Source organism: Neptunicella plasticusilytica (assembly GCF_047922965.1).
GTDB lineage: Bacteria > Pseudomonadota > Gammaproteobacteria > Enterobacterales > Alteromonadaceae > Neptunicella > Neptunicella plasticusilytica.
In genome coordinates, this window is sequence record NZ_CP150481.1 from 4029778 (window position 1) to 4055105 (window position 25328).

Sequence of the window (25328 nt, forward strand, 5' to 3'; positions counted from 1 at the left end):
CAAGATAAAACCGTTTGCTAGCGCTGCTGACCGAGTTTTAACCGCATACATTCAGGTATACATATACCCCATCACACCCAGCACAAATCCCAGTACCGCTCCGATAGGCGGGGCACGATGTTTTTCCAGTCTGGCCTGCGGAGCAATATCCTCGAATACCGAGTACAAAATGCCTCCTGCAGCAATTAACATCACAATACCGGTGATTGCCGGGTAATCAGACAACCACAAATAGCCACTGATTCCGGCTAATGGCCCGAGCAGCGCCATCAAGGTAAAAATGGTTACTATTTTTCTGCTCGACAGGTTTGCGCTTTGCTCAATTTCCCGAAAAGCGTTAAATCCTTCGGGCAGATTTTGTAATGCAATCAAACCTGCCAGCAAGTACGCGCTGTCGTTACCTATGGCTATTGCGGCGCCCAATGCCATCGATTCAGGGATAAAGTCACTTAACATGGCGGCCAACTGGCTACCGGAGGTTTTTAGCCGGGCCAGCAATATATCCAGCCCCATAAAGGCGACGCCGCCCAAAATCAGGCAACTTGCTGCAACAGAGGGGGAAAGATGGGCAATACCTTCAGGTACCAGCACCAGTGCCACGGCAGACAACAATGCGCCTCCGCCGAAGGCAACGACACTATGCCTGAACTCCTGCTCCAGCCAGTCAGAGCGTATATTCTCAAACCTTGCCAGCAACGCCCCCAACGGCATTGCCAGCCCTGCCCCTAAGGTTAACAGCACAACAACGAATAAGGGCTGCATCAAAATGCTCGTATCCATTATGTAACTTCTAGCTTGAGCTCAGGATGCAATACAAAATACGGCTAACCACCCTTCATATTGCTGATAAACTCGTTGGACTGGGCGATAGCGGCATTCATTTCCTTGATCAGTTGATCCACATCCCGTTTGATATTGCCGAACTCTCCTTGTAACGCGCCTACTGCAGCAGCATTCAAATTATGCTTAAGATACAGAACATTATCTTGCAGTGCAGACAATACCGGGGCCATTTTGCTTTCAGCCTTGCGCAGGGATTTAACTAAACTGCTATAACGACGTTCGGTATCTTTCAGTTTACGTTGGCTATCTCGGCGTAAATTCTCGTTGCTATATTTTTCCAGTTCATCCTGCCATTCATCAAATAATGCCTCGGCTACGCTTTCAACCTTATCGATACGCGAACTGACCCTGAGTGCTGACTCCTCACTGGCTTCATACTCATCCTTGAGCTTGTTGTACACCTCTTGCAGTTCACCGCCGTCAAATTGAATCAAATCACTGAATTGTTCCAGCGCCGAACTAAATTGCTGTTGGGCATCCTGCTGCGCATCTTTGGCTTCCTCGACTCTATCTACCAGAATATCGCGCTTTTCTATGCCTACTTTTTCCATCGCTGCATAATAGGCTGACTGGCAACCTGTAACTAATATCAACAATGGCAGGATCAGCTTTTTCATAGCGGTGGGCCCCGATATTTGGCTGCGTCAATAATGCACCAGATATAGACTATCGGCAGTATGACCCAACCGATGAGTACCCAGACCAGCGCCCAGGAAATACACCAAAACACAAAAAACAATATCGCCGCTAAAATTCTACCCTGTAATAGCTGTCCCAAACCGGGAATAAAAATATTACACAGTGCTGCCAATACGTTACCACCTGAACCTTGCCCTGCCATAAATGTCTCCTTCAATATAGATATTCAAGCTATCTTTAAATACACACTCATCTTGAGCCGTTACACTACAAGTTAATGGAATTTATTATTTTACTCAATCTAAGGTTTGCCGGATGTTGAAAGTTTACCCGCCAATCCTGCCCTTTAATAGCTTTGAACTCAATGTGTGCAAATTGCATAGCCTTCACGCTGAGGAATCAGGCAACCCGCAAGGCATACCTGTCATCTATCTGCATGGGGGCCCTGGTGGCGGTATTGCGCCATTTGCACGACGTTTATTTAATCCCGAGCTCTACCGCATTATCAATATGGATCAGCGTGGTTGTGGACAGTCGCGCCCTTTTCTGGAACTGAAGGATAACCATACCCAGGCACTGATAGATGATATGGAAACGCTCCGACAACATCTTGGTATCGATAAATGGCTGGTGTGTGGCGGCTCCTGGGGAACCACTCTGGCACTGCTGTATGGCATGCAATTTCCTGATAGGGTGCTGGGTATGGTATTACGTGGCGTCTTCCTGGCCCGGGCCGAAGATATTGACTGGTTTCTGGCTCCTGATGGAGGGGCCGCACAAATATTTCCTGACCATTACCAGCAGTTTGTCAGCGAGCTCGAAAGAAGCGATTCTTCACAGGCTGTTCTCCAGCACTTCCATCAGCAACTTACCAGTGACAACGAAATTAGCCGTCTTGCTGCAGCGAAACTCTGGACAGGTTGGGAAGCGCATATCGCTCACCTGCATTTTATCCATACCGAACAGCAAGATGACAATCTGCATACTCAACTTAGTCTGGCGGTACTGGAGTGTCACTATATGCTCAATCAATGTTTTATCGCCGAAAACCAGATCCTGGATAACGTGGATAAAATGGGAGAGGTTCCGGGCATTATCGTGCATGGCCGTTACGATATGGTATGTAAACTGGAAGCCGCCCAGAGTTTGCATAACGCCTGGTTGAATAGCGAACTCTGTATTGTGCCAAACGCACCACATAGCGGTAGCCACGAATTGATTGCCAGCGCATTTTGCAAAGCCACTGACGCCATGGCCAGATTTCTGCGTAAACCACCAGCCTGACAATCTTTTAATGAGCCATATCGGCTTAACTACCGGTCTGTGTGAGTAATGTTGACATAGTGAGTCTATTTTATGCGTTTACTGCTGTTGTTATGCTTAATCTTTACCTGTCACTGCGGTGCAAATGAGCAAATTTTTTCCAGTCCCGTCAATCAAGTTAACTTGTTAGAACTATATACCTCACAAGGATGCAGCAGCTGTCCTGCTGCCGAACATTATCTGTCGCTGTATAAACAAAATGACAAGTTATGGAACAGCATTATTCCTGTCGCGTTTCATGTGGATTACTGGGACGAACTAGGCTGGCATGATCGGTATTCGAACAAGGATTTTAGCCAGCGACAACGCGATTATGCCCGAAAGGGAAATGTACAAGGCGTATATACTCCCGGATTCGTATTAAATGGTCAGGAATGGCGGGGTTATTTCGGTACCAAGAAATTACCCCTTGCCAACAATCGCCCCGGCAAACTGGAATTGGTTGCTGGAGATAAAGATGTCACGCTACGTTTTTATCCCGAGTCTGACCGACAGACTCGCTATCAGGGACATATCGCGGTAATAGGTTTTAATCTTCAGGAGCGGATACTGGCTGGCGAAAATCAGGATAAAATATTAATCCACGACTTTGTGGTGCTAGGTTACAACAGTTTTACCCTGCTCAATCAGAATGATATTCAACAACAATCAGCAAACTGGCCGACTTTGTCCAGTCCCGCCACACAAAAAGGCATTGTCGCCTGGGTAACCCAACAAACTAGTCCCTCCCCAATTCAGGCCGTCGGTGGTAAATTAGCCCAATAAATTGAGTTGTTGGAGTCATAATGATCGGATTATTGCAGCGGGTAAAACAGGCACGGGTAGAGGTTGTCGGTGAATGTGTAGGAGAAATTGGTCAGGGCATTTTACTGCTGCTGGGGATAGAAAAAGAAGATAACGAAGCGAAGGCACAGCGCCTGTGTCAACGAGTATTAAACTATCGAATTTTTAGCGATAGCGACGACAAAATGAATCTTAACTTGCAACAAATACAAGGCCAGTTACTGGTGGTGTCACAATTTACTCTGGTGGCGGATACACGTAAGGGTAACAGACCCAGCTTTTCCAGTGCAGCCGCCCCTCCGACCAGCGAGAAATTGTACGAGCATTTTATTCAGCAAGCCCGTAGCGCAGGTGTCTATTGTCAAACCGGCCTGTTTGGTGCTGATATGCAGGTCGAGCTGATTAATGATGGGCCAGTCACGTTTTCGTTAACTGTCTAATACAAACAAATTCAGATCAATCTGGCTGCGCTGTACAAAGTCAAAAAAATCAGCATCAAAAGATATGGCCGGTAAAGGCTGCTCGGACACCATCAGGACCCGATTAATGTATCCGGGCACTGAAAAACATAGGGTTTGTTGACCGAATTGCTGACGTAATAAATGGGTGACCTGTTCGACCTGAAACTCGCTAACAGGTAACAGATTCACAATCAATATGCCCTGTGACGACAGGGCCAGATGACATTTATGGTAGAAATCAGGCTCGAATAAAAATGCGGGGCAATGCTGATGGTCAAACAGATCTACAAACAATAGATCGGTCTTACCAGACTGCGGTAAATATTGTTGGGCATCAATCTGAATAATTTTGGCCCCCAGACGGGCTGGATTAAAGTAGCGCTCGAAACTGGCGATAACATCTGTGCGCAGTTCCACGCTGGTCAGCTCAATGCGTGAATGCTGCGCGAGATAACGCTGTATAGCCCCGCCTCCTAGTCCCAACTCCAGTGCATTTTTTGCTTGAGGCGCAAAGTACAGGGCTAGCATCATCGGATGTAAATGCGGCAAAATCAATTGAGCGGGGTTGCTGCGACACATAACACTATGTACCGTATTATTTATTTCCAGCCAGCAATAATGTTCATTTTGCAGAACAGACAAGGCTTGCAAGCCCGCTGACTGATTCAGGTACAACAGTGATTGGTTCACCAGGTCTTGTTTTAGATCGAATACCACTGTTATAAATCATCTTCCTAATCGATGCAGAACACTATAAGGTTATCCGTCCGGGATCGGAATAGTAACTTTTCTAACTGAGAAATAAGTGAATATATGTATAGAGTCGTGACACCAGAAACTGATGAAGACTTTGAGAAGTATTTTACTTTTCGCTGGCAAATGCTGCGCAAGCCGTGGAATTATCCTCTCGGTTCTGAAAAGGATGAATACGAGCAGGTCAGTCATCACCGGATGATTGTCGGCCCGGATAAACAAGTACTGGCAATTGGACGCCTGCACTTTAATACCTCTGAAGAGGCGCAAATGCGCCATATCGCCGTATCGAACGATCAACAAGGCAAAGGTTTGGGGAAATTGATTGTCTCGGCGCTGGAAGGAGTCGCCAGACACGAGGGAGTGGAACGTATTGTCACCAACAGCCGTGAACTGTCCATGCCTTTTTTCAAAAGCTGCGGTTATGTGGTCGCCGGAGAAAGCCCCACCGAGCTGGGTAGTCTGACTCGTCAGTTAATGATCAAGCAATTAACCGAACTCAACGCCATCATGATCCATCCCAAATGGTGCCAGGCATTGCAAAAACTATGGCACGAAGCTATTCCGATCAGCGAACAGATGGGGATCAAACTGTTCCAGTACAGTGGCCGTACCCTGGAAACCCGATCTTCGCTGGTGAAAAACATGAATCCGCATAACACCATGTTTGCCGGTAGTATTTATTCGCAAGCTGTACTGACCGGCTGGGGCATGATCCACTTGCATCTCAAGGAAAAAGAACTCAGCGGCGATATTGTTTTGTCTGAAGGCGATATCAAATACACCAAGCCTATTACGGTTCGTCCCCGTGCCGTCTGCAATATTGAATCAATGATAGAGAAATTTGATTTACTGGCCAAAGGCAAACGTTGTCCGGTGAAATTGCAGGTGGATATCTTCGACGATGATGTGCCGGTTGGTGTGTTTAAAGGAGAATACTGGGTTATTCCGGAAAAGTCCGTTTCCTGAGTATGCAGATACAAAAAAGCCTTCAGAAGAAGGCTTTTTCAATTCTATGCATTAGCGATTATGCCATAGCATATTGCAATTTTTTCATCGCGTTCTTTTCAATCTGACGTACCCGCTCGGCAGAGACCTGATATTTATCAGCCAGCTCTTGCAGCGTGGTTTTGTCATCGGTTAACCAACGAGTCTGGATAATATGTTGGCTACGCTCATCCAGTGTTTTAATCGCAGAATATAAACGATCGCTGGCATTGCTATCCCAATCATCAGAAATAATCTGTGACTCAACACTGGCAGATTTATCTTCCAGATATTGAACAGGCGCAAAATTACCGCTTTCGTCATCATCAGCCGATAAATCAAAGGTCTGATCCTGGCTGCTCATACGCGCTTCCATTTGCAGAACTTCTTTGGTGCTTACTCCCAAAGCTTCAGCAACGGTTTCAACTTCATCATGGGTAAACCAGCCAAGACGCTTCTTCGCCTTGCGCAAATTAAAGAATAATTTACGTTGCGCTTTAGTGGTAGCCACTTTAACAATACGCCAATTACGTAATACAAATTCGTGGATCTCGGCTTTAATCCAATGTACCGCGAACGACACCAGCCTTACGCCAACTGTGGGATCAAAACGCTTCACCGCTTTCATCAAACCAATGTTACCTTCCTGAATTAAATCAGCCTGAGGTAAACCGTAACCGGAATATGACTTGGCAATATGCACTACAAAACGCAGATGTGACATGATCAGCTTACGTGCAGATTCCAGATCACCATCTTGTTGCAATCGTTCAGCTAATTCACGTTCTTCTTCGGCACTCAACATGGCAATACTGCCAGCTGCCTGGATATAGGCTTCGATGCTACCGGAGCTACGAGGAACGCTTAATGCCATTGATTGTAGGCTTGTGCTCATTGTGTACTCCTTAAAGTATTTCTGCTAAGCAGTCTATCATTGCGTAATGGGCTTCGCCATTATTTTTACGCCTTGTAACGTCCAATAGCGCGCTATTTATTAGTGTACATACCCACTGATAAGTTCCAATGGTGACAAACCATCTAAATTTCAATATGGTAGCCCACAACAGAATGTAATATTTTATTTCGAACTAGCATATTCAGCACTGTTGAGAACTGAAAATTTCTCAATTGAGGCGCAAATAGTGTAGTTTAGTCATCTAAATAAATCTGCTTGCCCATTTTGTTGAAACGAGTGGGAGTATGGGATTTTCAGGCTCAACTCGAAAGACTGGAGTAATATAAAAGTCACCCACTTTTGGGATTGTGTTTTTTAAATGGAGGCTGGTTGCGTGTACACCTATGTTGCTCGGCAAGCGATTTTTGATCGCAAAAAACATGTTTATGCCTATGAGCTGCTGTTTCGCGACGGAACCAGTAATTGTTACCCTGACATTGCCCCCGACGAGGCCACCTCCAAATTATTAACCAATAGCCACCTGAATCTTGGCCTGGATGAAATTACCAACGGTAAACCGGCCTTTATCAATTTTTTTCAGGACACCCTGCTTTACCGTTTTCCTACCTTCCTGGATCCCGAATCAGTAGTAGTCGAAGTACTGGAGAATATTGATATTTCCCAACCCATTCTGGATGCCTGCCAACAAATAAAAAATCTGGGCTACAAGCTGGCGCTGGATGACTATAACTTTGATCCTAAATGGGATGTATTTATTCCTTTGGTGGATATTATTAAAGTTGATGTCAGGGAAAGCGATCGCTTTACCATTGAAGATAATATGGGCAAATTGAAAGCTTATAATGTCAAGCTGGTTGCAGAAAAAGTGGAAACCGAAGATGAATTCGAATTTTTCCACCAACTGGGTTTTGACCTGTTTCAGGGCTACTTTTTTACCCGTCCTCAGGTGATAAAAAACAAAAGCTTGCCTTCATCCAAACTCGGTGTAGTGGAACTGTTAGCCGTCTCATCCTCGGTAGAATTCGATTTTGCCCGTATCAACAGTATCATCGAACGAGATGTCAGCTTGTCATATCGCTTGTTACGTTTTATCAATAATCCTATGGTCAACAAGCGCCAGAAAATCACCTCGTTGCGCCACGCGCTGAATTATATGGGCCAAATCGAAATCAAGAAATTTATTGCCCTGCTGGCACTCGCCAACCTGAACGACAATAAACCTCCTGAGCTGATCCACCTGTCACTGGTTCGCGCCAAGTTTTGTGAGTTGATTGCTGATAGCAAAGGAGAATTTAACAACCCGCCCATGGGTTTTCTGGTAGGATTGCTATCGATGCTGGATGCTTTACTGGATCAGGAAATGGCCGTTCTGGTCAACAAGTTACCTATATCGGATGAGCTAAAACAAGGACTATGCGGTATGGAAGGCAGGCTAAATAATTATCTCAATCTGGTTAAAGCACTGGAATCGGCCAACTGGCAAAATGTTCAACAGGCAGCCATTAGCTTGCAAATCAACACTGACGATATTCATGATTTTCATCATCAAGCGCTGATTTGGGGTGGAGCCATGCGTAGCATGGCATCGGACTAACTGGGCTCGATATCACGCACGTGGCGGTGAACACTGATAACGGATCCGGCCAACCCCAGAAAAATGGATAAACCCAGCATGGTTAACAATTCTGAGCCAGCCAGTCCGGTGAGTTCAAAATTCTTTTGATATAACGCGGTAACATTGGCAATACTGGCCCCCATCCACCAGGTGATCAGCATCACCGCAAACCAGGCCAATATCCCACCGCTAAGACCAAACCAGAAGCCGGTATACAGAAACGGGCGCTGAATAAACGAGTCTGTTGCACCAACCAGTTTCATTACCAGAATTTCGCTACGTTTATTGAGTATATTCAAGCGTATGGTGTTGCCGATAATCAGCACCACTGCCATAAACAGCAACAGCGCAATGAGCAGCACCAGTTCACGCGCCAGTTCAAGTACCCCATGCAAACGGGTTAACCATTCAATATCCAGCTTGCCGGTTTCCACTTCCCGCTCGTCACGCAACTTTTGCAACAATCTCGCAGCAGATTTGGGGCCAGCATGCTTGACGGTTGGTGTAACGAGTAGCACCTCGGGTAACGGATTACTGTCCAGATATTGCAACGCATCACCAAAACCGGACAATTTCTTGAATTCATCCAACGCCTTGTCAGCGGGAATGTGCAGCAGTTTCTCTACCTCAGGCCATAAGCTGACCCGTTTGACCATTTGCTGGATATCTCCCTGAGAGACATCTTTACGCAAGAACAATGAAATCTCCGCAGCCTGTTCCCAGCCAGCACTAACTTGCTCGGTGTTTTTAACCAACACGTAAAGGGTGGTGGGCAAGGTAATACTCAGCCCCAGTACACCAATAGTCATCAATGACGCTGCGGGCGTGCGCCACAACTCGCCCAAGCTGGCCAGCGACTGACGCAAGTGATCAACAAAAAACATCAGTATTTTTTGCAGTGGCGATATTTTGCTTTGTTCAGCGCCGTGCTGGCGTTCTTTAAACAGTAAGCTCATCGTCGTCCTCCTGCCAGTCTTCGGTCAATCCATCGGTAATCATTTGGCCGTTCTTGAGCGTAAGCGTGCGATAGCGCATACGGGCAATAAGTCCTAAATCGTGGGTAGCAATTAACACAGAAACTCCGGCCTGATTGAAATTTTCAAAGAGCTGAATAATCTCCATGGATAGCTTGGGATCCAGATTACCGGTTGGCTCATCGGCCAGCAATAAGGGCGGTTTATTGACCACCGCGCGGGCAATACCGACACGCTGTTGCTCCCCACCCGATAAGGTGATGGGCGAGTTCTTGGCTTTATTTAATAATCCTACCATGTCCAGCGCGGCATGGACCCTGCGGGTAATTTCACGTCGCGCATAACCTTCAATAATCAGCGGCAACGCCACATTGTCAAACACCGTTTTATCCATTAATAACTGATGGCTCTGAAATATCATGCCAATATCACGGCGAATATACGGGATTTGTCGGGACTTGATGCTCATCAGATCATGTCCGTTGATCAGCACCTGTCCTACTGTTGGTCGTTCCATAATACTAATCAGTTTCAGCAAGGTGCTTTTACCAGCGCCGGAATGACCGGTTAAAAAGGCCATTTCTCCGGGCTTGATATGAAAACTCACCTGACGCAGCGCTTGCTGTCCACCCGGATAAGTCTTGCTGACTTGCTGAAACTTAATCATAACTTATTGAATTTCCGTTGTTATTATTAAAATTGTGGCATTCTCATCGGCTTTTTAGTCTTGTTGCTGACTAAACAGCGCATCGACAAACTGCGGCCCTTCAAACGGACGCAAATCGTCGATGCCTTCTCCGACACCAATATAACGGATCGGAATAGTAAACTGATCGGCAATCGCAAAAATCACTCCGCCTTTGGCAGTACCATCCAGTTTGGTCAGCGCTATCCCCGTCAAGCCAACTGCTTCACTGAAAAGTTTGGTCTGGCTGATGGCATTTTGTCCGGTGCCGGCATCCAGTGTCAGCATGACTTCGTGGGGTGCATCGGGGTTTACTTTTTTCATTACCCGTACCACTTTCTTCAATTCTTCCATTAGATGTTCTTTATTTTGCAAACGACCTGCCGTATCGGCAATCAACACGTCTATTTTACGTGCTTGCGCCGCTTGCAACGCATCAAATAATACTGACGCGCTGTCAGATCCGGTTTGCTGGGCGATCACCGGTATGTTATTGCGTTCGCCCCACACCTGAAGTTGTTCTACCGCCGCAGCCCGGAAAGTATCTCCGGCTGCCAGCATGACTTTTTTGCCTTGTTGTTGATATTGTTTGGCCAATTTGCCAATAGTGGTGGTTTTGCCGACACCATTAACACCCACCATTAAAATCACAAAAGGTCCCGGGTTTAGGCTCACATCCAGCGGTTGGGTAACCGGGGTTAACAAATCCGACATTTGCTGTTTAAGCAAACCATACAAGGCCTCACCATCCTTGAGCTGCCCCAATTTGGCTTTGTCGGTCAGTTGGCGAATAATTTTCTGGGTGGTATCCATCCCCACGTCGGCCATCAACAATTGTGTTTCCAGCTCTTCGAATAATTCATCATCAATTTTTTTACCGGTAAATAAACTGACAAAACCACTACCGATATTGGCTCTGGTTTTGGATAAACTCTGTTTCAGCTTGGTAAAAAATCCGACTGGTTCGGCAGATGGATTGACTGGTGGTGTTTCTGTAAGCGGTTCGGCCACAACGTCGGAAGATTCTGCTACTTCAGGTGTATGCTCGGTTTCGTTTTCCCCGTCAAGTTCTATATCTTCAGTCGTTTCAGCCTCAGGCGGCTCAGGCTGCTCATTAACAGGTGTAACCTGATTTTGTTTATCTTTTTTAAACCAGGGGAATAACTTCGACATAAAAACGCTGTTCCTTACCAATAATTAGGTACGCACTTACCAACAATTGAATGTGTACCGGCAACGGTGAAGCTGTACACTATGCATAATCCGAATAATCATAACATTTCAATGAAGCGACAGGCCAAAAAAATATCCAGCACTCAGGGAAGTATCCGAATTATCGCCGGACAATGGCGGGGACGAAAACTGCCGGTACTCGATGTAGAGGGGCTACGCCCCACCACGGACAGAACCAAAGAAACCCTGTTTAACTGGCTGGCTCCTTATATCGTCGGTCGCCATTGTCTGGACGCTTTTGCCGGCAGTGGCGGATTGGGTTTTGAAGCATTATCGCGTCATGCCGCCAGCAGCGTATTTGTTGAATTGGATAAAACCGCCAGCCAGACAATCAGGCAAAATTGTCGAACCCTGGCGTTGAGCGAACCTCAAGCTGTGGTACTGAATAAAAATATTCACGATGTGCTACCAACATTTAAGCAGCAGTTTGATTTGATTTTCGCCGATCCACCGTTTAATCAAGGGTTAATTGAACCTCTGCTGAGCAAAATTGCCGAATACGACTTGTTAGCCAAAGGCGGGCTGATTTATATCGAGACGGAACTGGCCAATGCGGCTTACCCTTTGCCAGCAGATTGGCAGTTAGTAAAACAACGCCAAACCAAACAATTTTGTTATCGTTTATTTGTACGAGAAGAATAAAAATTATGTCGATGGAAAAACCTAATGGAACCGGTATTGGCCGGATAGTTAAAGCAACACAATGTTCTGTAGACGGTATTGGCTATGCTTATCGCCATGAAGCCGCTTTTCGGCAAGAACTACTGCTATGCCTGGTGTTGATTCCCGTGGCATTCCTGCTCACACAAAAGCCACTGGAGCTGGTAGTACTGATTGTTCCGTTGCTGATGCTACTGGTAGTTGAATGCATCAACAGTGCTATCGAAGCCGCAATTGACCGCATCAGTACCGATATTCATCCGTTATCCAAACAGGCTAAAGATCTTGGCTCGGCAGCAGTATTTTTTACCATGTTAATCATTCTGGTCTGCTGGTTAGGGGTGACAGTGGGAAAGTTTTTTTAGTCTGGTGACAATTCTTGCATATCAATACCGATATTTGACATGCCTTCTTCAGTCGCCATGGCTTTTAATTGCTTGAACAATCCAGCATCGGGCCTGGTACTGGCAAGGACGCCCAGCAAATCTGCCTGAAAACTGATTTCCCATTGCATTAACGGATGCTGTTTAATTTGCGTATCGTCAATTTCTTCCGCTGCGGCAGCTTCGACAAACGCTTCCACCGAACCTTGCGACAGTTTACTCACCACCACCGCACCTTGCGGATCATCGTCCATGATCAGTAAGATCAGTGCGGTCATTGACATACATACATCGATAGCCGGATAGACACCATAAACGTCAAAATCTGCAGCATCCGGGATAGCCGTTTCGATTTTCTCCAGTTGGGCAGCAAAATTGATTTTGCTTTTAGGGCTGGCCAAGGATTCCCAGATAGAATTAAGTGTCTTGCGATACTGGGCAGGATCGCCAAAATCACAAGCTTCACAGAACAGGTTGTAATTGGGCAACATGCGTTCGACTAACGTGGCTGCAAACGCAACTGCTTGCCAGCCGGATAATTCCCTTACCTGTGCAAAAATATTCAGTTTTTTTGTCATGTTGCGTGTCCCCAATAAGCCACCACACCGTCAAGAAACATCTGGATGGAAATCATTACCAAAATCATCCCCATCAGTCTTTCAACCGCTGTTAATCCGCGTTCGCCCAGAATACGGTGAAACAGATTAGAAAACATTAAAATTGACGCTGTTACCAACCAGGCCGAAAATAACGCAATGCTCCAGTCCACCATACGATTAGGATCCTGGTTAGCTAACAATATTAACGCCGCCAGTATCGATGGGCCCGCCACCATGGGAATGGCCAACGGCACCAGAAAGGGTTCTTCACCGACAGGATGTCCGGCCACACCACCCGGTTGCGGGAAAATCATCCGCAAAGCAATCAGAAATAAGATAATCCCGCCGGCGATACTGACAGTTTCCTGTCTAACATTCAGAAAATCCAGCATGGATTGACCACTAAATAAAAACAAACCCATGATTAATAAAGAAAATATTAATTCTCTGGCTAATACAATACGACGCCGTTTAGGTTCGATGACTTTTAATACCGACATGAATATCGGTAAATTACCGAGCGGATCCATAATCAGAAATAACATAATGGCGGCTGACCAGGTATCCATAAAATTCTTCTCAGCAGTCAGGGGCAGTTAATGCTGCTATTCTAGTAAAAAAATATCTAAGTTTCAGTTATTTAATTATCTTGTTTATACTGCTGAAATGCTTAACGAGTTTTATAATATAAAAAAACAAAGGATGGGGTAAAAATGAGTTTAATGACGGTAAGTGAAGTAGCAGAATTTCTTGGCGTGCAAGATATCAGGGTGGAGCGGCTTGAACGGGAAAGCCTGCTCATTGCCAAGCAAAAAGATGATGAAGGACGCCCATTATTTGACTCGGACGATGTAGAGCGCTACAAAACCTTCGCCGAACGCATAGGCGGTATTTAATCAGTACTGACCATACCACCGAGACGCAGAGGTTGATTTAAGCAAATCATGATGTCCTCAGCGTCGCAGCGATTATCTGTGTTATTTCCTGAAAACCAGCTTCCCCAAAAATCGACTATTCAACACTTAGCAAGGTGCTGGCTATAGTGCGAATTCCCAAACCTGTTGCTCCTGCCGGCAGATAACTGGTTGCACTGTTATTAAAGGCCGACGCTAAATCAAAATGTACCCAGCCTTTGCCTTGATTGGCAACAAATCGCGACAGGAAACCGGCTGCGTTTGAGGCACCACCTGCACCACCACCTTTTTGTGCCCGGCTGTTAGCCGTATCCGCATAAGCCGACGGGCAATTTTCCTGATGCCACAATTCCAGTGGTAAAGGCCACGCTGGTTCATTTTCCTGTTCCGCTATCTTCAAGACTTTTTGCAGCAATTCTTTGTCTAAAGCGAATAACGCATTATAGTCACCGCCAACAGCCACCATCGCAGCACCGGTTAACGTGGCTGCATCAATAATCAGCGGCGCACCGCTAGCACAGGCGGCCAATAGCCCGTCGGCCAATACCAGACGCCCCTCAGCATCGGTATTAACAATTTCAACCGTCGTGCCGTTTTTATAGGTGAGAATATCGCCCAGCTTGTAGGCATTACCGTTAATCAGATTTTCCGCACAACACAAAAACAGTTTTACTCGTTTATCCAGTCCTTGCATCATCGCCAACCCCAATGCACCAGCAACGGTGGCAGCCCCGCCCATGTCGCATTTCATGGTCAACATACCTTCACTGGATTTGATGCTGTAGCCACCGCTGTCGAAGGTAATACCTTTACCTACCAGCGCGGCGCTGACCGGTTCATCATCTTTACCTGACGGATTAAAATCCAGCTCCAGCAACAACGGTGGGCGATCACTACCTTTTCCCACATTATAAATGCCTGTCCATCCCTGTTTCTGCAGGTCATCACCGCTGATCACTTTACTGCTAATTGCCTCACCACCAATCTGGCTCAACCAGTTGATCACCTCACTGGCCAAACTTTGCGGATGAATATCATCAGGTGCCCGATTGATAATGTCACGGGTAAACAGCAACGCTTTAAAGCGCTTGTCCAGCTCAGCTTTATCGTTGTTATCCAACCAAAGAATACCTTCCGGTTTTTTGACCGAACTGTAGCTACAGGCAAATGCCCATTGTTGTTCAATGTCCCACTCTCCTTCCAGCTGCACTTCCTTGTTACCTAGCCCTTCTAGGCTGCGAGCGGCCTTTTTGATAATACGTAGATTGGAACTCTGGTCTTCACCAATATGAATAGTGGCGCTGTTGTCGGTAAAAGACAAAATCGCGTTGGCTCCCCATTGAGACGGGGCCGGTTGGGAGGAAAGCTTCAGGGTAAGATGAGCCATAAACAAACTCCAAAAATCACTAATATCGATCCCACATACAGATCGGGATCAATTTGCTAGAATAGCTCGCTAGTCTAAGTTATCCACCCGCATATTCTCAAGTGATCTCAAGCGATGAAGTTTGTCAGTCCCCTGATTAAAGGAAAGTTAATTAAACGCTACAAGCGCTTTTTTGCCGATATTGAACTGGACGATGGTCAGATTGCCATTGCCCATTGTGCCAATACCGGCTCAATGAAAAACTGTGCCGATCCCGGTTGGATAGCCTACTTATCCAAACATAATAACCCCAAACGCAAGCTGGCTTACAGCTGGGAGCTGGTGGAGAATCACCAACAACAGATCATTGGTATCAACACCCACAACGCCAATAAACTGGTGGCCGAAGCACTGCAAAATAAGATCATTTCCGAGCTGGCCGATTATGAGCAGATTGCCGCAGAAGTAAAATACGGCGATGAAAACAGCCGGATTGACTTTTTACTCTCTGCGCCAGGATTAGCGGATTGTTATGTGGAAGTAAAATCTGTCACCTTACTGGAGAACGGTTGTGGTTATTTTCCTGACGCGGTCACCAAAAGGGGCCAAAAACATTTACGCGAACTGGTTGTCATGGTGGAACAGGGGTATCGGGCGGTACTATTTTTTGCGGTCCAACATAGCGGTATCCAACAGGTTAAGGTGGCTGACCACATCGACGCAGACTATGCCACTCAATTACAGCTTGCTATCAATGCGGGTGTACAAATTTTGGCCTATCGCTGTGAGCTGCAACAACAAAATTACTTTTTGGATCAATCGGTCCCGTTTATTTGCGATAAAACAGTTGATTTTTAAAATTTCATCTCCATATTTGGCTGTCTGATTTGAGCCGGGCCACCCATTTGTTATCGAACAAATGAACTAACCCATATCATTGTCAAGGAGTGGGCTTTCTGCTATAGATAGCCGCTTATTTTTAAAATCCTTGCGATTTTGTTTAGGAGATTTGGCAGATGCCAACAGAAAAAACAAACAAAACCATTGGTCTGCTAGCGCTGGCAGGCGTATCGCCTTATCAGGTAAAGGATGGCGAAGAATATATGAACGATGCTCAAATGGAGCATTTTCGTAAATTACTGCAGGCTTGGCGTAACCAGCTTCGTGAAGAAGTGGATCGTACTGTACATCATATGCAGGACGAAGCCGCCAACTTCCCGGATCCGGTTGATCGCGCGGCTCAGGAAGAAGAATTCAGCATTGAGCTGCGTACCCGGGATCGTGAACGCAAGCTGATTAAAAAAATCGAAAAAACCCTGAAACGTATTGAAGAAGACGATTTCGGTTTTTGTGATCAATGCGGCATCGAAATCGGTATACGTCGTCTGGAAGCCAGACCAACAGCCGATCTGTGTATCGATTGTAAAACCATGGCAGAAATCAAAGAGAAGCAAATGCAAGGTTAATGACCGTGCTGGCTATACGACAAAAGCTGTATAAAGCCCGTCTTTATGCAGCTTTTGTCGTTTCTAAACCGATAAATACCGATGATATCCACAGCGCCTGAATACCGCGGACGCTTTGCGCCATCCCCATCCGGCCCCTTGCATTTGGGCTCACTTGTCGCCGCTCTGGGCAGTTTTCTGCAAGCTCGTTGTCAATCCGGACGCTGGCTGGTGCGCATAGAAGATATCGATCCGCCTCGTGAAGTGAGCGGCGCGGCCGACAGCATTTTAACCAGTCTGGAGGCACATGGGCTGTTATGGGATGAAAGCGTCGAATACCAGAGTCGCAATAGCTCGTTCTACGATCAACATCTGGACTGGCTGGCCCAACAGCAGTTGACCTATTGGTGTGACTGCACCCGCAAGATGATCCAACAACAGGGTGGGCATTATCAAGGCTATTGCCGTAACCGCAAATTGGATAACCAGGGTTGTGCGTTACGTATCCGCAATAATCAGCCGGTTAGCCAGTTTAACGATTTATTGCAGGGCAAGGTTTGCAGCGACATGGGATTTGCCAGCGAAGATTTTATTGTTAAACGCAAAGATGGCCTGTATGCATACCATTTAGCGGTAGTGGTCGATGATATCCGCCAACGAATTAGCCACATCGTTCGCGGAGCTGATTTACTCCAGCCTACCGCCTGCCAGATCATGCTCTATCGACTGTTCAATCAACCCGTTCCCGAATATTTGCATTTACCGGTTATTGTCAGCCAGCCGGGATTAAAACTGAGCAAGCAGAATCACGCTCCGGCTCTGGACAACGATAACGCCAGCGGCAATCTTAGCCAGGTGCTGAGCTGGCTCAATCATCCTCCTCCACAAGACTTGCACGGTGCCCCCTGTGCGGAGATTTTGCAATGGGCAATAGAGCACTGGCAACTGTCACGCTTGCCTACCAGCAAAGAGCTGCAACAATAAACTATATATTCATGTCATCTGGAAATGCGCATTTCAGCGGGAATTTAGAGGGGGCATGGCCAGGCAAATTATTATCAATTCTCATTTGTGCCGAGCTGCGCTAGAATTAGCGCCCATTTTTCCGGCATCGAGATACTCCAGGAGTCAGCGTTATTATTACCCGGGTCATTAACAAGGTTAAGCAAGTTCTGTCCAGCAGTTCAGCACCTGCCAAGACAGTATTGGAACCGCGCATATTAAGCCGCAGTGAACATGGAATATCGCGGAATGACATCAGCGACAACGCGCTTAAAGTACTCTATCGCCTGCATAATGCCGGATTCAACGCCTACCTGGTCGGCGGCTGTGTACGTGATTTGTTGCTGGGTCTCAAACCAAAAGACTTCGATGTAGTGACCAATGCCGAGCCTGAGCAGGTCAAAGAGCTGTTCCGCAACTGCCGCCTGGTCGGCCGTCGTTTTCGTCTAGCCCATGTGATGTTTGGCCGGGAAGTCATCGAAGTCGCGACTTTTCGCGGGCATCACCAATCCGATCAGGATTTGGGTAAGCAAAGCGATCATGGCCAGATTTTACGTGATAATGTTTTCGGCGATATTTTTGAAGATGCCGAGCGTCGCGATTTCACCGTTAACGCCATGTATTATAACATCGCCGATTTTTCAATCAGCGATTTTGCCAATGGCATTGGGGCGATTGAACAACGCAAGATTAGCCTGATTGGCGATCCCGAAACCCGCTATCGGGAGGATCCGGTACGCATGCTGCGAGCTGTGCGTTTTGCCGCAAAACTGAATATGCAAATTGATGATGCCGCTGCTGCGCCGATTAAAACACTGGCGCCCTTGCTCACCAATATACCGCCAGCGCGACTATTTGAAGAAGTGCTCAAACTGTTTTTGTCCGGCAATGCGCTGCAGATTTTCCGTCTGCTAAGACAATACCATCTGGTGGAACCACTGTTTCCCATCCTGGCTCCCTTGCTTAACGACTCCAATAGCCGGGAGATCAGCTTCATCGAGCAAGTTATGCAAAACACCGATGAGCGAATCAACAATGAACAACGTGTCACACCGGCGTTTATCTACGCCGCACTACTGTGGTATCCGCTGGAAGATCGTTGCCAAAATCTGATGGTAGAAGGCGGTTTTAGCCAATTTGACGCCTTTAATCTGGCAATGGGTGATGTGCTCGACAGGCAGACCAAACGCATCATGATCCCCAAACGTTTTACCACGGTGATGCGCGAAATCTGGCAATTGCAAAATAGATTACCGCGCCGCTTTGGCCGTCGTGCCTTTCAATTACTGGATCACCCACGTTTTCGTGCCGCTTATGACTTTTTGTTAGTGCGCGCCGAGATCGAAGGAGGTGAGCTGGAAATATTGGCCGACTGGTGGACCCAATTTCAGAGCGCCAGCCCGGAACAACGCAAAACCATGCTGGATAAACTGCGGGACACCGAGAAAGCCCCGACGCGGCGAAAGCGTCGATACAAGCCTAAAAAAGCACCGAAATGAATCAGGTATTTATCGGCATTGGCAGTAATCTGCACGATCCGGTTAAACAAGTTAAACTTGCCATTGAAGCACTTTCGGTACTTTCGCATAGCCAGCTTATCCAGGTATCCGCATTATACAGCAGTCAACCAATGGGGCCGCAGGACCAGCCGGATTATATTAATGCCGTAGCTGAACTGAGCACAGAACTGACTCCATTAGCCTTGCTGGATGCCCTGCAGGCGATTGAACAATCACAGGGACGGGAGCGCAAAGCGGTGCGTTGGGACGCACGCACACTGGATCTGGATATTCTGTTGTATGCCAACCAGCAAATTGAACATGAGCGTTTATTGGTGCCACATTACGGTATGGCTGAACGGGAATTTGTCTTGTATCCATTAGCCGAAATCGCCCCGGACCTGGTGCTACCAGATGGTCGACTTTTGCGCCAGTTATTGGAAACCTGTCCATCCAACGGTTTACACCCGGTACGCTGAGTTTTGGCATTTAAATTAAAAATACGTATAGTGCGAATTTTCCACAAATGACAACAGCAGAGGTAGCTAAAATGAAGAAAGTCACAACTGCCAGTCTGTTGGCAATGAAACAAAATGGCGAAAAAATCACGGTAATCACTGCCTATGATGCCAGCTTTGCCAAATTGTTTGATGAACAGGGGATCGACGTCACGTTAATTGGTGACTCATTGGGAATGGTACTGCAAGGCCAAGATGACACTCTGCCGGTCAGCGTTGATGATATCGCCTACCATACCCGTTCGGTACGCAAAGGTACGCAACGGGCTTTCGTCGTCGCCGATATGCCCTTTATGAGTTATGCCACTCGCGAGCAAACATTCCAAAGTGCCGGCAAGTTAATGGCCGCAGGGGCCAGCATGGTCAAACTGGAAGGCGGTAGCTGGTTGGCTGATACCTTTCGCGATCTGAATGACCGTGGCGTTCCCGTCTGTGGTCACTTGGGCTTAACGCCACAATCGGTGCACGTATTTGGCGGTTTTAAAGTACAAGGTCGCTCCGAACTGCAGGCAGAAAAAATACTTGAAGAAGCCTTGATACTGGAAAAGGCCGGTATGCAGTTGCTGGTACTGGAATGTATTCCAACTGCGCTGGGGCAAAAAATCAGCCAGGCGCTCAGTATCCCGGTTATTGGTATTGGTGCTGGGCCACACACCGATGGTCAGGTATTGGTCATGCACGATATGCTGGGTATCAGTGCTAACTACATGCCGAAGTTTTCCAAAAATTATTTGGCACAATGTGGCGATATTCGCAGCGCGGTAAGTCAGTATATTGAAGAAGTGCGTGATGGCCGTTTTCCAGACGCCGAACATAGCTTTAATTAAGGGCGAATATGCAAGTTATCAGTGAAATTTTGCCATTACGGGAAATTCGCCGTGAATGGCAGTTGGCAGGCAAGGTCATCGCCTTTGTGCCGACCATGGGCAACTTACATCAGGGGCATCTGTTACTTGTCGAAAAGGCGCGGGAAATCGCTGATATTGTGGTGGTGTCTATTTTTGTCAATCCGATGCAATTCGGCGCCAACGAAGATCTGGAAGCCTACCCACGCACCATGCAACAGGACTGCGCAGCATTGGAAGCACTCGGCGTTGATTTGGTGTTTACGCCTAAAACCAGTGATATCTACCCGCGTGGTCTGGAGCAGCAAACCTTTGTCGAAGTACCGGGGATTTCCTATATGATTTGTGGTGCCAGCCGTCCCGGTCATTTTCGTGGCGTCGCGACCATCGTCTGCAAGTTGTTTAACATGGTGCAGCCCAATCATGCTTTCTTTGGTCAAAAAGATTTCCAGCAGTTGCAAGTGATTAAAACCATGGTGACTGATTTATCCATGAACCTGGAAATTCATGGTGTCGAAACCGCCAGGGACACCGATGGTCTGGCATTGAGTTCCCGCAATGGCTATTTATCGGCTGAACAACGCAAATTGGCTCCGAACCTATACCGGGTAATGACGGAAATCGCCGATCATATTGAATTGGGCCGGAGAGACTTTTCCAGATTAATCCAGATTTATAGCGAGGAACTGAATAGTTTGGGCTTTAAAACCGACTATATCGATATTCGCTGCGCCGAGACACTGTTACCCCCGGGTCATGAAGATGACAACCTGGTTATCTTGATAGCGGCCTTTTTAGGCAAAACCCGCCTGATTGATAACGTTTGTGTATCGCTGCAGTCCGATTAATCAGTTTAAGCCGGACATTTTCGTCCGGCGGCTAAGTCCGCCGATAACAAGCAACCCCGTGATCAACACCCAGAGGGAGGCAGGCTCAGGAACCACCGTCTGAGTAACAACCCGGCTTAACGCAATACCGACATCAGATCGATTATAATCGGCAGAACGATTAAATTGATCAGATCCTAGGCCTGCCCCCGGATCATAATCCGTATAGTAAGCGCTGGCCATTCTGTAATAGCCGTCAGCATCAGGATCATCCCCATACAACACGTCAATGATGCCGCCGAATGCATCCAGTGTCACACCCACAATACTGGCGAATGCCTGAAAGTATCTGACCTCAACATACTCTCCTATGCTGATATCGTCGTTACCCAACGTTGAGTTCCAGTCAAACCCGGAAAAAAAGTCTTTATATAACTGCACCATCTGGCTATTGCTGGTCAGACGCCAGCCTTCAGCCTGGTATAAAGTCAACGCTTGATTAATGCTCATTCCCACAGTCAGATCCCAACGCAACCATTCCACATCACCATCAGTAAATATCTGGGTATTAGTATCCAGGGTATACCCTCGGTGTGTAATCAGCGCTGAATTGGCGTGCGGGCTGTATGCACTGGAGACAACCAATAGGAGTAAAATAACTGGGCAGACAAGATGCTTTTTCATGAGATCTCCGGGCAATGATCTGTATAAAAATTAACCACCTTAAATCTAGAAGCTAAGCACAGCTACAGCAAGCCGAAAATTGACTATTTCTATGCTCTTTTTTAATAGGGATTGTTTATTAACCCCAACTCGGGATAAGTAATGTCGTTTATATTTACAAATGATAAATAATTCAAATAGTTATATTATTCACTCAACCATTGTTGAATAAATAGTTTACTCAATGACGACATTTTTGTGCTTGGCAAGGCGGGGTTTCGTACGTCATAGCGGGCTATGACTAGGAAGCCCAACGCTGCCAGGTGCAAAAAGAGCGTTATTGAGAGGCGTGGCTTATCCCGAGCTGGGGTTTATTAGGGTCAGGAAAGTTTTAACCAGGTGCGGGTTTGTTGGGCAATCTCCAGTTGTTCATTCAAAATGTCTTGCAAATGAGTCGACGTCGTCAATGGATTGGCCAGCACCACGCGAAATACGGTAATGGTTTGGCCATCATACCGACGGGTCGCCAGACGGGTGCGGGAAACAAAAGATTTACCCGCTTCACGTTGCCTTTTTTGCACCGCTACGGTCAAATTATCCAGCAACATATTCAGCTGCACCGCATTTTCCGGATCATCCTGCAATCTGCGCTGCACAGCAGCCGGACATAACCGATAGGTGAGCAAACACAAAGTGGGTTCAGTAATCAGTTCAAAATCGTCATGGTGCTTGATCAGGTTAGCAAAATGACGCGCCTTGTTAATGCTTTCGTCGATTAATAACTGATAACCCTGTCGCCCAAAGATATGAATAGAGGCATATAACATCATTGCCATGCCATTGCGTGAGCCTTCCAGCGTGCTGGCCCCCAAATCTTTGGAACCTTCACGCAAAATATACTCGGCATGATGGCGCACCGCATTACTGGCATTGGCATCCTTGAACAGCACCATTCCGGCTCCCATCGGCACATACATCTGCTTGTGTGCATCCAGCGTCACTGAGTCAGCCCGCTCGATACCTTTGAGTAAGTGACGATGTTGGTTGGAAAACAGTGTGGCTCCCCCCCACGCCGCATCAACGTGAAAATGACAGCCAAGCTGCCCTGCCACATCGGCTAATTGATCAAGCGGATCGACATGGCCGGTTTCAGTGGTACCGGCGATACCGACAATGGCCAATACTTTAATCCCTTGTTGCTGCAACCTTTGTCCTTCAACCAGCGCCAGTTGTGGATCCAGAATTTGCTCCGGGCACTCCAGGGTAACCAGATTCTGGCGACCCAACCCCAACACATCGGCAGCTTTACTCAATGAGTAGTGACCCCGCTTGGAGGTGATTACCACCATATCCTGATAACCATAATGACGTAACGCCGCATGCAATCCGCTTTTGCTGACACCTTTAAAACTTCCGTCAGGTGGTAGTGCCTGGTTACGCGCGACCCATAATGCCGAGATATTGGCTATGGTGCCACCGGAACAAAACGCGCCTAACGAATAATTGGCACTATGCAAATGGGCCCGATAAAAGCTTTCGTTATGGCCGTAAACCAGTTGGTGCATCATGCCAAGCACCTGACGTTCAAGCGGCGTAAAGGCCTTGGACGTTTCGATTTTGACCAGATTCTGGTTTAGCCCGACCAGCAATTTAGCCAGTGGTAAATGGAAATAAGGTAACGCCGATGTCATATGACCAATAAACTGCGGAGAGTAGGTATTAACCGAATTGGCCACCAGTTTTTCTAACAGATGTTCCGCATGATCGCTGACAAACTGCGGATCTTCCGGCACAGTAAAATCATCAAAGTGTTGTTCAATGTCTTCCAGCGAGGTGGCGGTTGCAACCACATGGCGAGATAAAAAATCGGCCAGATTGGCCGATAGGTGCTGTTCAATCTGGGCAAGCTTTGATTCCCGACCTTCCGGCGCTGTAAACACACGGTACAGGTGCTCCATACTGGCACGGGCTTTATTCAATCAGGCTTCCTCGGAGGATAAAAAATCGGACTTTACCCCAAATTAACATCACTGACCAATAATTATCGGACTGACGGAGAAAATGTCGCCGCCGCAAGATGCATTTTGTTGATCGGCAAAACTGGCATATGATAGGCCTAACACTATGTTTAAGAATGGATATTATGCATATAAGCGACGTCGTTGATGGATTTGATATCGACAATATTGTTCCCTATTTCCAACCGATTCTGAATCTGGCCGATCATTCCGTCATTAGTTATGAGTGTCTGGCGCGTCTGGTGACTTCTAACGATCAAATGTTTTTACCCAGTGAATTTTTGACTCTGGTCGAGAAAGAACAATGTTTTGGCGAGTTGGCCCAGCACATCTTTCATTTAAGCGCCCAATATTTTCACGATATCAATATGGGCTGGAGCATCAATATCAGCGAACATGACATCCAGGATCAGGAGTTTATCAATTTTCTGGTCAACCACCTGGAAGGTTATCCGAACCCGCAACGGGTCACTTTAGAAGTCGTCGCAGCAACGGCGATCAAACATCGCCAGGCTTTCCTGAAATTTGTAGAAATATGCCAGTCATTGAAGATTAAGGTCTTTCTGGATCGTTTTGCTGCCACGTCCAGCAATTACCGACAAATATTGCAGTTGCCCATTGACGGCATAAAACTGGACGGTGCGTTGGTCAAACAGTTTCCTACCAATCAACAAGCCAAGGATTTTGCTATTCATCTGCTCGAACAAGCCAAAATTAATCACATTCAGGTAATCGCCGAACATATTGAAGACAAGGCAACGCTGATGGCCGTCAAAGCGTTAAATGTCAATTACGGACAGGGCTACTATTTCAGCCATCCTCAGGCTGAGGCCGAAGAACTTGAGGGATAAGGTTTTGCCAGACGTTACCCCGACTGTGCAGCTGGCATTATTAGCCGATTATCCGCAAGCGATCACCACTATTGCCCGCTGGTACTATTACCAGTGGGGTCAGACCAATCCCACCAGTAACTTGACCGGTGTTGAGCAGGATGTCGCCGGCTATCTGCAACAAACCTCGGCTCCGCTGCTGGTTATGGCGAAAACGGACAAGCAACTGCTCGGAGCGGCGCAGCTAAAAATACGTGAGATGGATATTTATCCTGACAGAGAGTTCTGGGTAGGCGGGGTTTATGTGGATGAACAGGCCCGCGGGAAGGGGATTGCATCGTTATTGGTAAGTGACATTATTCAGCGAGCCAAACGGGCCGGAATCAAAAAGCTGCATTTACAATCTGAGCAACTGGATGGCGGGATATACACCAAGCTGGGATTCAAGCCGCTAGAGACGGTTATCTACAACGGCCATCAAGTGGTGGTAATGGAAATGACTTTAGGCTGAGATTAGGGCGTGTTGATCTTTGCTGTATGAATTCAG

General features: G+C 46.9%; 30 protein-coding genes. 17 read left to right on the forward strand and 13 right to left on the reverse strand.

Going from position 1 to position 25328, the window contains the following annotated elements:
- Positions 1-51 precede the first annotated feature (51 nt).
- The 3 genes from V1467_RS18145 to V1467_RS18155 all read right to left on the reverse strand — a co-directional run bounded on the left by V1467_RS18145 (position 52) and on the right by V1467_RS18155 (position 1684).
- Positions 52-762 carry a ZIP family metal transporter gene (locus V1467_RS18145; RefSeq protein WP_416306387.1) on the reverse strand — a complete coding sequence of 237 codons (711 nt, stop codon included), beginning with the start codon at positions 760-762 and terminating at the stop codon, positions 52-54.
- 62 nt (positions 763-824) lie between these two features.
- Positions 825-1460, reverse strand: a complete 636-nt coding sequence (locus tag V1467_RS18150) for a DUF2959 domain-containing protein (RefSeq protein ID WP_416306388.1) — start codon at positions 1458-1460, stop codon at positions 825-827.
- Entirely contained in the window at positions 1457-1684 is a 228-nt protein-coding gene (locus tag V1467_RS18155) for a hypothetical protein (protein WP_416306389.1), read from the reverse strand. The genes V1467_RS18150 and V1467_RS18155 overlap by 4 nt, the downstream gene beginning before the upstream one ends.
- Positions 1685-1797: 113 nt before the next feature.
- Between V1467_RS18155 and pip the strand changes: the two genes are divergently transcribed.
- From pip to dtd, 3 genes are all read left to right on the forward strand, one after another.
- Positions 1798-2766 (forward strand): prolyl aminopeptidase, encoded by a 969-nt coding sequence (gene pip / locus V1467_RS18160; protein ID WP_416306390.1) that lies wholly within the window; start codon positions 1798-1800, stop codon positions 2764-2766.
- A 72-nt stretch (positions 2767-2838) separates the two neighbouring features.
- Positions 2839-3570 carry a DUF1223 domain-containing protein gene (locus V1467_RS18165; protein WP_416306391.1) on the forward strand — a complete coding sequence of 244 codons (732 nt, stop codon included), beginning with the start codon at positions 2839-2841 and terminating at the stop codon, positions 3568-3570.
- A 20-nt stretch (positions 3571-3590) separates the two neighbouring features.
- Complete coding sequence (gene dtd / locus V1467_RS18170) at positions 3591-4028, forward strand: D-aminoacyl-tRNA deacylase (RefSeq protein WP_416306392.1); 438 nt, start codon at positions 3591-3593, stop codon at positions 4026-4028.
- Here the strand turns inward: dtd and V1467_RS18175 are convergent.
- Positions 4017-4739, reverse strand: a complete 723-nt coding sequence (locus V1467_RS18175) for a spermidine synthase (RefSeq protein ID WP_416306393.1) — start codon at positions 4737-4739, stop codon at positions 4017-4019. The genes dtd and V1467_RS18175 overlap by 12 nt on opposite strands.
- 123 nt (positions 4740-4862) lie before the next feature.
- Between V1467_RS18175 and V1467_RS18180 the strand changes: the two genes are divergently transcribed.
- The gene (locus tag V1467_RS18180) at positions 4863-5771 is read left to right on the forward strand and encodes a YiiD C-terminal domain-containing protein (protein WP_416306394.1); all 909 of its coding nucleotides are present in this window, start codon (positions 4863-4865) and stop codon (positions 5769-5771) included.
- Positions 5772-5829: 58 nt separating this feature from the next.
- On the opposite strand, the gene rpoH is transcribed toward V1467_RS18180, so the two are convergent.
- Positions 5830-6684 carry an RNA polymerase sigma factor RpoH gene (gene rpoH / locus V1467_RS18185; RefSeq protein ID WP_416306395.1) on the reverse strand — a complete coding sequence of 285 codons (855 nt, stop codon included), beginning with the start codon at positions 6682-6684 and terminating at the stop codon, positions 5830-5832.
- A 394-nt stretch (positions 6685-7078) separates the two neighbouring features.
- Here rpoH and V1467_RS18190 point away from each other — a divergent pair, with 394 nt between their 5' ends.
- Positions 7079-8299, forward strand: coding sequence for an EAL and HDOD domain-containing protein (locus tag V1467_RS18190; RefSeq protein ID WP_416306396.1), 1221 nt, complete (start codon positions 7079-7081; stop codon positions 8297-8299).
- On the opposite strand, the gene ftsX is transcribed toward V1467_RS18190, so the two are convergent.
- The 3 genes from ftsX to ftsY are packed head-to-tail and all read right to left on the reverse strand — an operon-like array spanning position 8296 to position 11152.
- The gene (gene ftsX / locus V1467_RS18195) at positions 8296-9276 is read right to left on the reverse strand and encodes a permease-like cell division protein FtsX (RefSeq protein WP_416306397.1); all 981 of its coding nucleotides are present in this window, start codon (positions 9274-9276) and stop codon (positions 8296-8298) included. The genes V1467_RS18190 and ftsX overlap by 4 nt on opposite strands.
- On the reverse strand, positions 9260-9961 hold the full coding sequence (gene ftsE / locus V1467_RS18200; RefSeq protein WP_416306398.1) for a cell division ATP-binding protein FtsE: 702 nt from the start codon (positions 9959-9961) through the stop codon (positions 9260-9262). Before ftsE ends, ftsX begins: the two co-directional genes overlap by 17 nt.
- A 54-nt stretch (positions 9962-10015) precedes the next feature.
- On the reverse strand, positions 10016-11152 hold the full coding sequence (ftsY, locus tag V1467_RS18205) for a signal recognition particle-docking protein FtsY (protein WP_416306399.1): 1137 nt from the start codon (positions 11150-11152) through the stop codon (positions 10016-10018).
- Between the two features lie 81 nt (positions 11153-11233).
- Here ftsY and rsmD point away from each other — a divergent pair, with 81 nt between their 5' ends.
- On the forward strand, positions 11234-11854 hold the full coding sequence (gene rsmD, locus V1467_RS18210) for a 16S rRNA (guanine(966)-N(2))-methyltransferase RsmD (protein ID WP_416306400.1): 621 nt from the start codon (positions 11234-11236) through the stop codon (positions 11852-11854).
- 5 nt (positions 11855-11859) lie between these two features.
- Positions 11860-12237 (forward strand): diacylglycerol kinase, encoded by a 378-nt coding sequence (locus V1467_RS18215; RefSeq protein WP_416306401.1) that lies wholly within the window; start codon positions 11860-11862, stop codon positions 12235-12237.
- Here V1467_RS18215 and V1467_RS18220 read toward each other — a convergent pair.
- Together V1467_RS18220 and V1467_RS18225 are read right to left on the reverse strand one after the other, a co-directional pair.
- Positions 12234-12833, reverse strand: a complete 600-nt coding sequence (locus V1467_RS18220) for a YjaG family protein (protein WP_416306402.1) — start codon at positions 12831-12833, stop codon at positions 12234-12236. The genes V1467_RS18215 and V1467_RS18220 overlap by 4 nt on opposite strands.
- Positions 12830-13423 (reverse strand): YhgN family NAAT transporter, encoded by a 594-nt coding sequence (locus V1467_RS18225; protein WP_416306403.1) that lies wholly within the window; start codon positions 13421-13423, stop codon positions 12830-12832. Before V1467_RS18225 ends, V1467_RS18220 begins: the two co-directional genes overlap by 4 nt.
- A 144-nt stretch (positions 13424-13567) precedes the next feature.
- Between V1467_RS18225 and V1467_RS18230 the strand changes: the two genes are divergently transcribed.
- The gene (locus tag V1467_RS18230) at positions 13568-13750 is read left to right on the forward strand and encodes a MerR family transcriptional regulator (protein WP_416306404.1); all 183 of its coding nucleotides are present in this window, start codon (positions 13568-13570) and stop codon (positions 13748-13750) included.
- A gap of 115 nt (positions 13751-13865) precedes the next feature.
- On the opposite strand, the gene pepB is transcribed toward V1467_RS18230, so the two are convergent.
- Positions 13866-15155, reverse strand: a complete 1290-nt coding sequence (gene pepB / locus V1467_RS18235) for an aminopeptidase PepB (protein ID WP_416306405.1) — start codon at positions 15153-15155, stop codon at positions 13866-13868.
- Between the two features lie 114 nt (positions 15156-15269).
- On the opposite strand from pepB, the gene sfsA reads away from it, so the two are divergent.
- The 7 genes from sfsA to panC all read left to right on the forward strand — a co-directional run bounded on the left by sfsA (position 15270) and on the right by panC (position 21291).
- Positions 15270-15992: a DNA/RNA nuclease SfsA gene (sfsA, locus tag V1467_RS18240; protein WP_416306406.1), complete on the forward strand. Its 723-nt coding sequence runs from the start codon at positions 15270-15272 to the stop codon at positions 15990-15992.
- Between the two features lie 158 nt (positions 15993-16150).
- Entirely contained in the window at positions 16151-16600 is a 450-nt protein-coding gene (gene dksA / locus V1467_RS18245; RefSeq protein WP_416306407.1) for an RNA polymerase-binding protein DksA, read from the forward strand.
- 81 nt (positions 16601-16681) lie between these two features.
- Positions 16682-17563 (forward strand): tRNA glutamyl-Q(34) synthetase GluQRS, encoded by an 882-nt coding sequence (gene gluQRS, locus V1467_RS18250; protein WP_416306408.1) that lies wholly within the window; start codon positions 16682-16684, stop codon positions 17561-17563.
- Positions 17564-17751: 188 nt separating this feature from the next.
- Entirely contained in the window at positions 17752-19080 is a 1329-nt protein-coding gene (gene pcnB / locus V1467_RS18255) for a polynucleotide adenylyltransferase PcnB (protein WP_416308724.1), read from the forward strand.
- The gene (gene folK, locus V1467_RS18260; RefSeq protein WP_416306409.1) at positions 19077-19559 is read left to right on the forward strand and encodes a 2-amino-4-hydroxy-6-hydroxymethyldihydropteridine diphosphokinase; all 483 of its coding nucleotides are present in this window, start codon (positions 19077-19079) and stop codon (positions 19557-19559) included. Before pcnB ends, folK begins: the two co-directional genes overlap by 4 nt.
- 71 nt (positions 19560-19630) lie before the next feature.
- On the forward strand, positions 19631-20425 hold the full coding sequence (panB, locus tag V1467_RS18265; protein ID WP_416306410.1) for a 3-methyl-2-oxobutanoate hydroxymethyltransferase: 795 nt from the start codon (positions 19631-19633) through the stop codon (positions 20423-20425).
- 8 nt (positions 20426-20433) lie between these two features.
- Entirely contained in the window at positions 20434-21291 is an 858-nt protein-coding gene (panC, locus tag V1467_RS18270; RefSeq protein ID WP_416306411.1) for a pantoate--beta-alanine ligase, read from the forward strand.
- Here the strand turns inward: panC and V1467_RS18275 are convergent, their stop codons facing one another.
- Both V1467_RS18275 and panP read right to left on the reverse strand, forming a co-directional pair.
- Positions 21292-21954 carry a PEP-CTERM sorting domain-containing protein gene (locus tag V1467_RS18275; protein WP_416306412.1) on the reverse strand — a complete coding sequence of 221 codons (663 nt, stop codon included), beginning with the start codon at positions 21952-21954 and terminating at the stop codon, positions 21292-21294.
- A 359-nt stretch (positions 21955-22313) separates the two neighbouring features.
- Positions 22314-23912 carry a pyridoxal-dependent aspartate 1-decarboxylase PanP gene (panP, locus tag V1467_RS18280; RefSeq protein ID WP_416306413.1) on the reverse strand — a complete coding sequence of 533 codons (1599 nt, stop codon included), beginning with the start codon at positions 23910-23912 and terminating at the stop codon, positions 22314-22316.
- Between the two features lie 164 nt (positions 23913-24076).
- On the opposite strand from panP, the gene V1467_RS18285 reads away from it, so the two are divergent.
- Entirely contained in the window at positions 24077-24802 is a 726-nt protein-coding gene (locus tag V1467_RS18285; protein ID WP_416306414.1) for an EAL domain-containing protein, read from the forward strand.
- Between the two features lie 4 nt (positions 24803-24806).
- A complete protein-coding gene (locus tag V1467_RS18290) occupies positions 24807-25292 on the forward strand; it encodes a GNAT family N-acetyltransferase (protein ID WP_416306415.1) in 486 nt (161 codons plus the stop codon).
- Positions 25293-25328: the final 36 nt, after the last annotated feature.

Excerpts from the sequence above, each read along its gene's own strand:
- rsmD (WP_416306400.1), top strand. The coding sequence starts at position 11,234 with ATGCATAATCCGAATAATCATAACATTTCAATGAAGCGACAGGCCAAA.
- ftsX (WP_416306397.1), bottom strand. The coding sequence starts at position 9,276 with ATGAGCTTACTGTTTAAAGAACGCCAGCACGGCGCTGAACAAAGCAAA.
- pepB (WP_416306405.1), bottom strand. The coding sequence starts at position 15,155 with ATGGCTCATCTTACCCTGAAGCTTTCCTCCCAACCGGCCCCGTCTCAA.
- V1467_RS18145 (WP_416306387.1), bottom strand. The coding sequence starts at position 762 with ATGCAGCCCTTATTCGTTGTTGTGCTGTTAACCTTAGGGGCAGGGCTG.
- dtd (WP_416306392.1), top strand. The coding sequence starts at position 3,591 with ATGATCGGATTATTGCAGCGGGTAAAACAGGCACGGGTAGAGGTTGTC.
- V1467_RS18150 (WP_416306388.1), bottom strand. The coding sequence starts at position 1,460 with ATGAAAAAGCTGATCCTGCCATTGTTGATATTAGTTACAGGTTGCCAG.
- dksA (WP_416306407.1), top strand. The coding sequence starts at position 16,151 with ATGCCAACAGAAAAAACAAACAAAACCATTGGTCTGCTAGCGCTGGCA.
- V1467_RS18275 (WP_416306412.1), bottom strand. The coding sequence starts at position 21,954 with ATGAAAAAGCATCTTGTCTGCCCAGTTATTTTACTCCTATTGGTTGTC.
- ftsE (WP_416306398.1), bottom strand. The coding sequence starts at position 9,961 with ATGATTAAGTTTCAGCAAGTCAGCAAGACTTATCCGGGTGGACAGCAA.
- folK (WP_416306409.1), top strand. The coding sequence starts at position 19,077 with ATGAATCAGGTATTTATCGGCATTGGCAGTAATCTGCACGATCCGGTT.
- V1467_RS18220 (WP_416306402.1), bottom strand. The coding sequence starts at position 12,833 with ATGACAAAAAAACTGAATATTTTTGCACAGGTAAGGGAATTATCCGGC.
- ftsY (WP_416306399.1), bottom strand. The coding sequence starts at position 11,152 with ATGTCGAAGTTATTCCCCTGGTTTAAAAAAGATAAACAAAATCAGGTT.
- V1467_RS18285 (WP_416306414.1), top strand. The coding sequence starts at position 24,077 with ATGCATATAAGCGACGTCGTTGATGGATTTGATATCGACAATATTGTT.
- panB (WP_416306410.1), top strand. The coding sequence starts at position 19,631 with ATGAAGAAAGTCACAACTGCCAGTCTGTTGGCAATGAAACAAAATGGC.
- V1467_RS18155 (WP_416306389.1), bottom strand. The coding sequence starts at position 1,684 with ATGGCAGGGCAAGGTTCAGGTGGTAACGTATTGGCAGCACTGTGTAAT.
- V1467_RS18180 (WP_416306394.1), top strand. The coding sequence starts at position 4,863 with ATGTATAGAGTCGTGACACCAGAAACTGATGAAGACTTTGAGAAGTAT.
- V1467_RS18225 (WP_416306403.1), bottom strand. The coding sequence starts at position 13,423 with ATGGATACCTGGTCAGCCGCCATTATGTTATTTCTGATTATGGATCCG.
- sfsA (WP_416306406.1), top strand. The coding sequence starts at position 15,270 with ATGAAGTTTGTCAGTCCCCTGATTAAAGGAAAGTTAATTAAACGCTAC.
- rpoH (WP_416306395.1), bottom strand. The coding sequence starts at position 6,684 with ATGAGCACAAGCCTACAATCAATGGCATTAAGCGTTCCTCGTAGCTCC.
- V1467_RS18215 (WP_416306401.1), top strand. The coding sequence starts at position 11,860 with ATGTCGATGGAAAAACCTAATGGAACCGGTATTGGCCGGATAGTTAAA.
- V1467_RS18165 (WP_416306391.1), top strand. The coding sequence starts at position 2,839 with ATGCGTTTACTGCTGTTGTTATGCTTAATCTTTACCTGTCACTGCGGT.
- pip (WP_416306390.1), top strand. The coding sequence starts at position 1,798 with ATGTTGAAAGTTTACCCGCCAATCCTGCCCTTTAATAGCTTTGAACTC.
- gluQRS (WP_416306408.1), top strand. The coding sequence starts at position 16,682 with ATGATATCCACAGCGCCTGAATACCGCGGACGCTTTGCGCCATCCCCA.
- panC (WP_416306411.1), top strand. The coding sequence starts at position 20,434 with ATGCAAGTTATCAGTGAAATTTTGCCATTACGGGAAATTCGCCGTGAA.
- V1467_RS18230 (WP_416306404.1), top strand. The coding sequence starts at position 13,568 with ATGAGTTTAATGACGGTAAGTGAAGTAGCAGAATTTCTTGGCGTGCAA.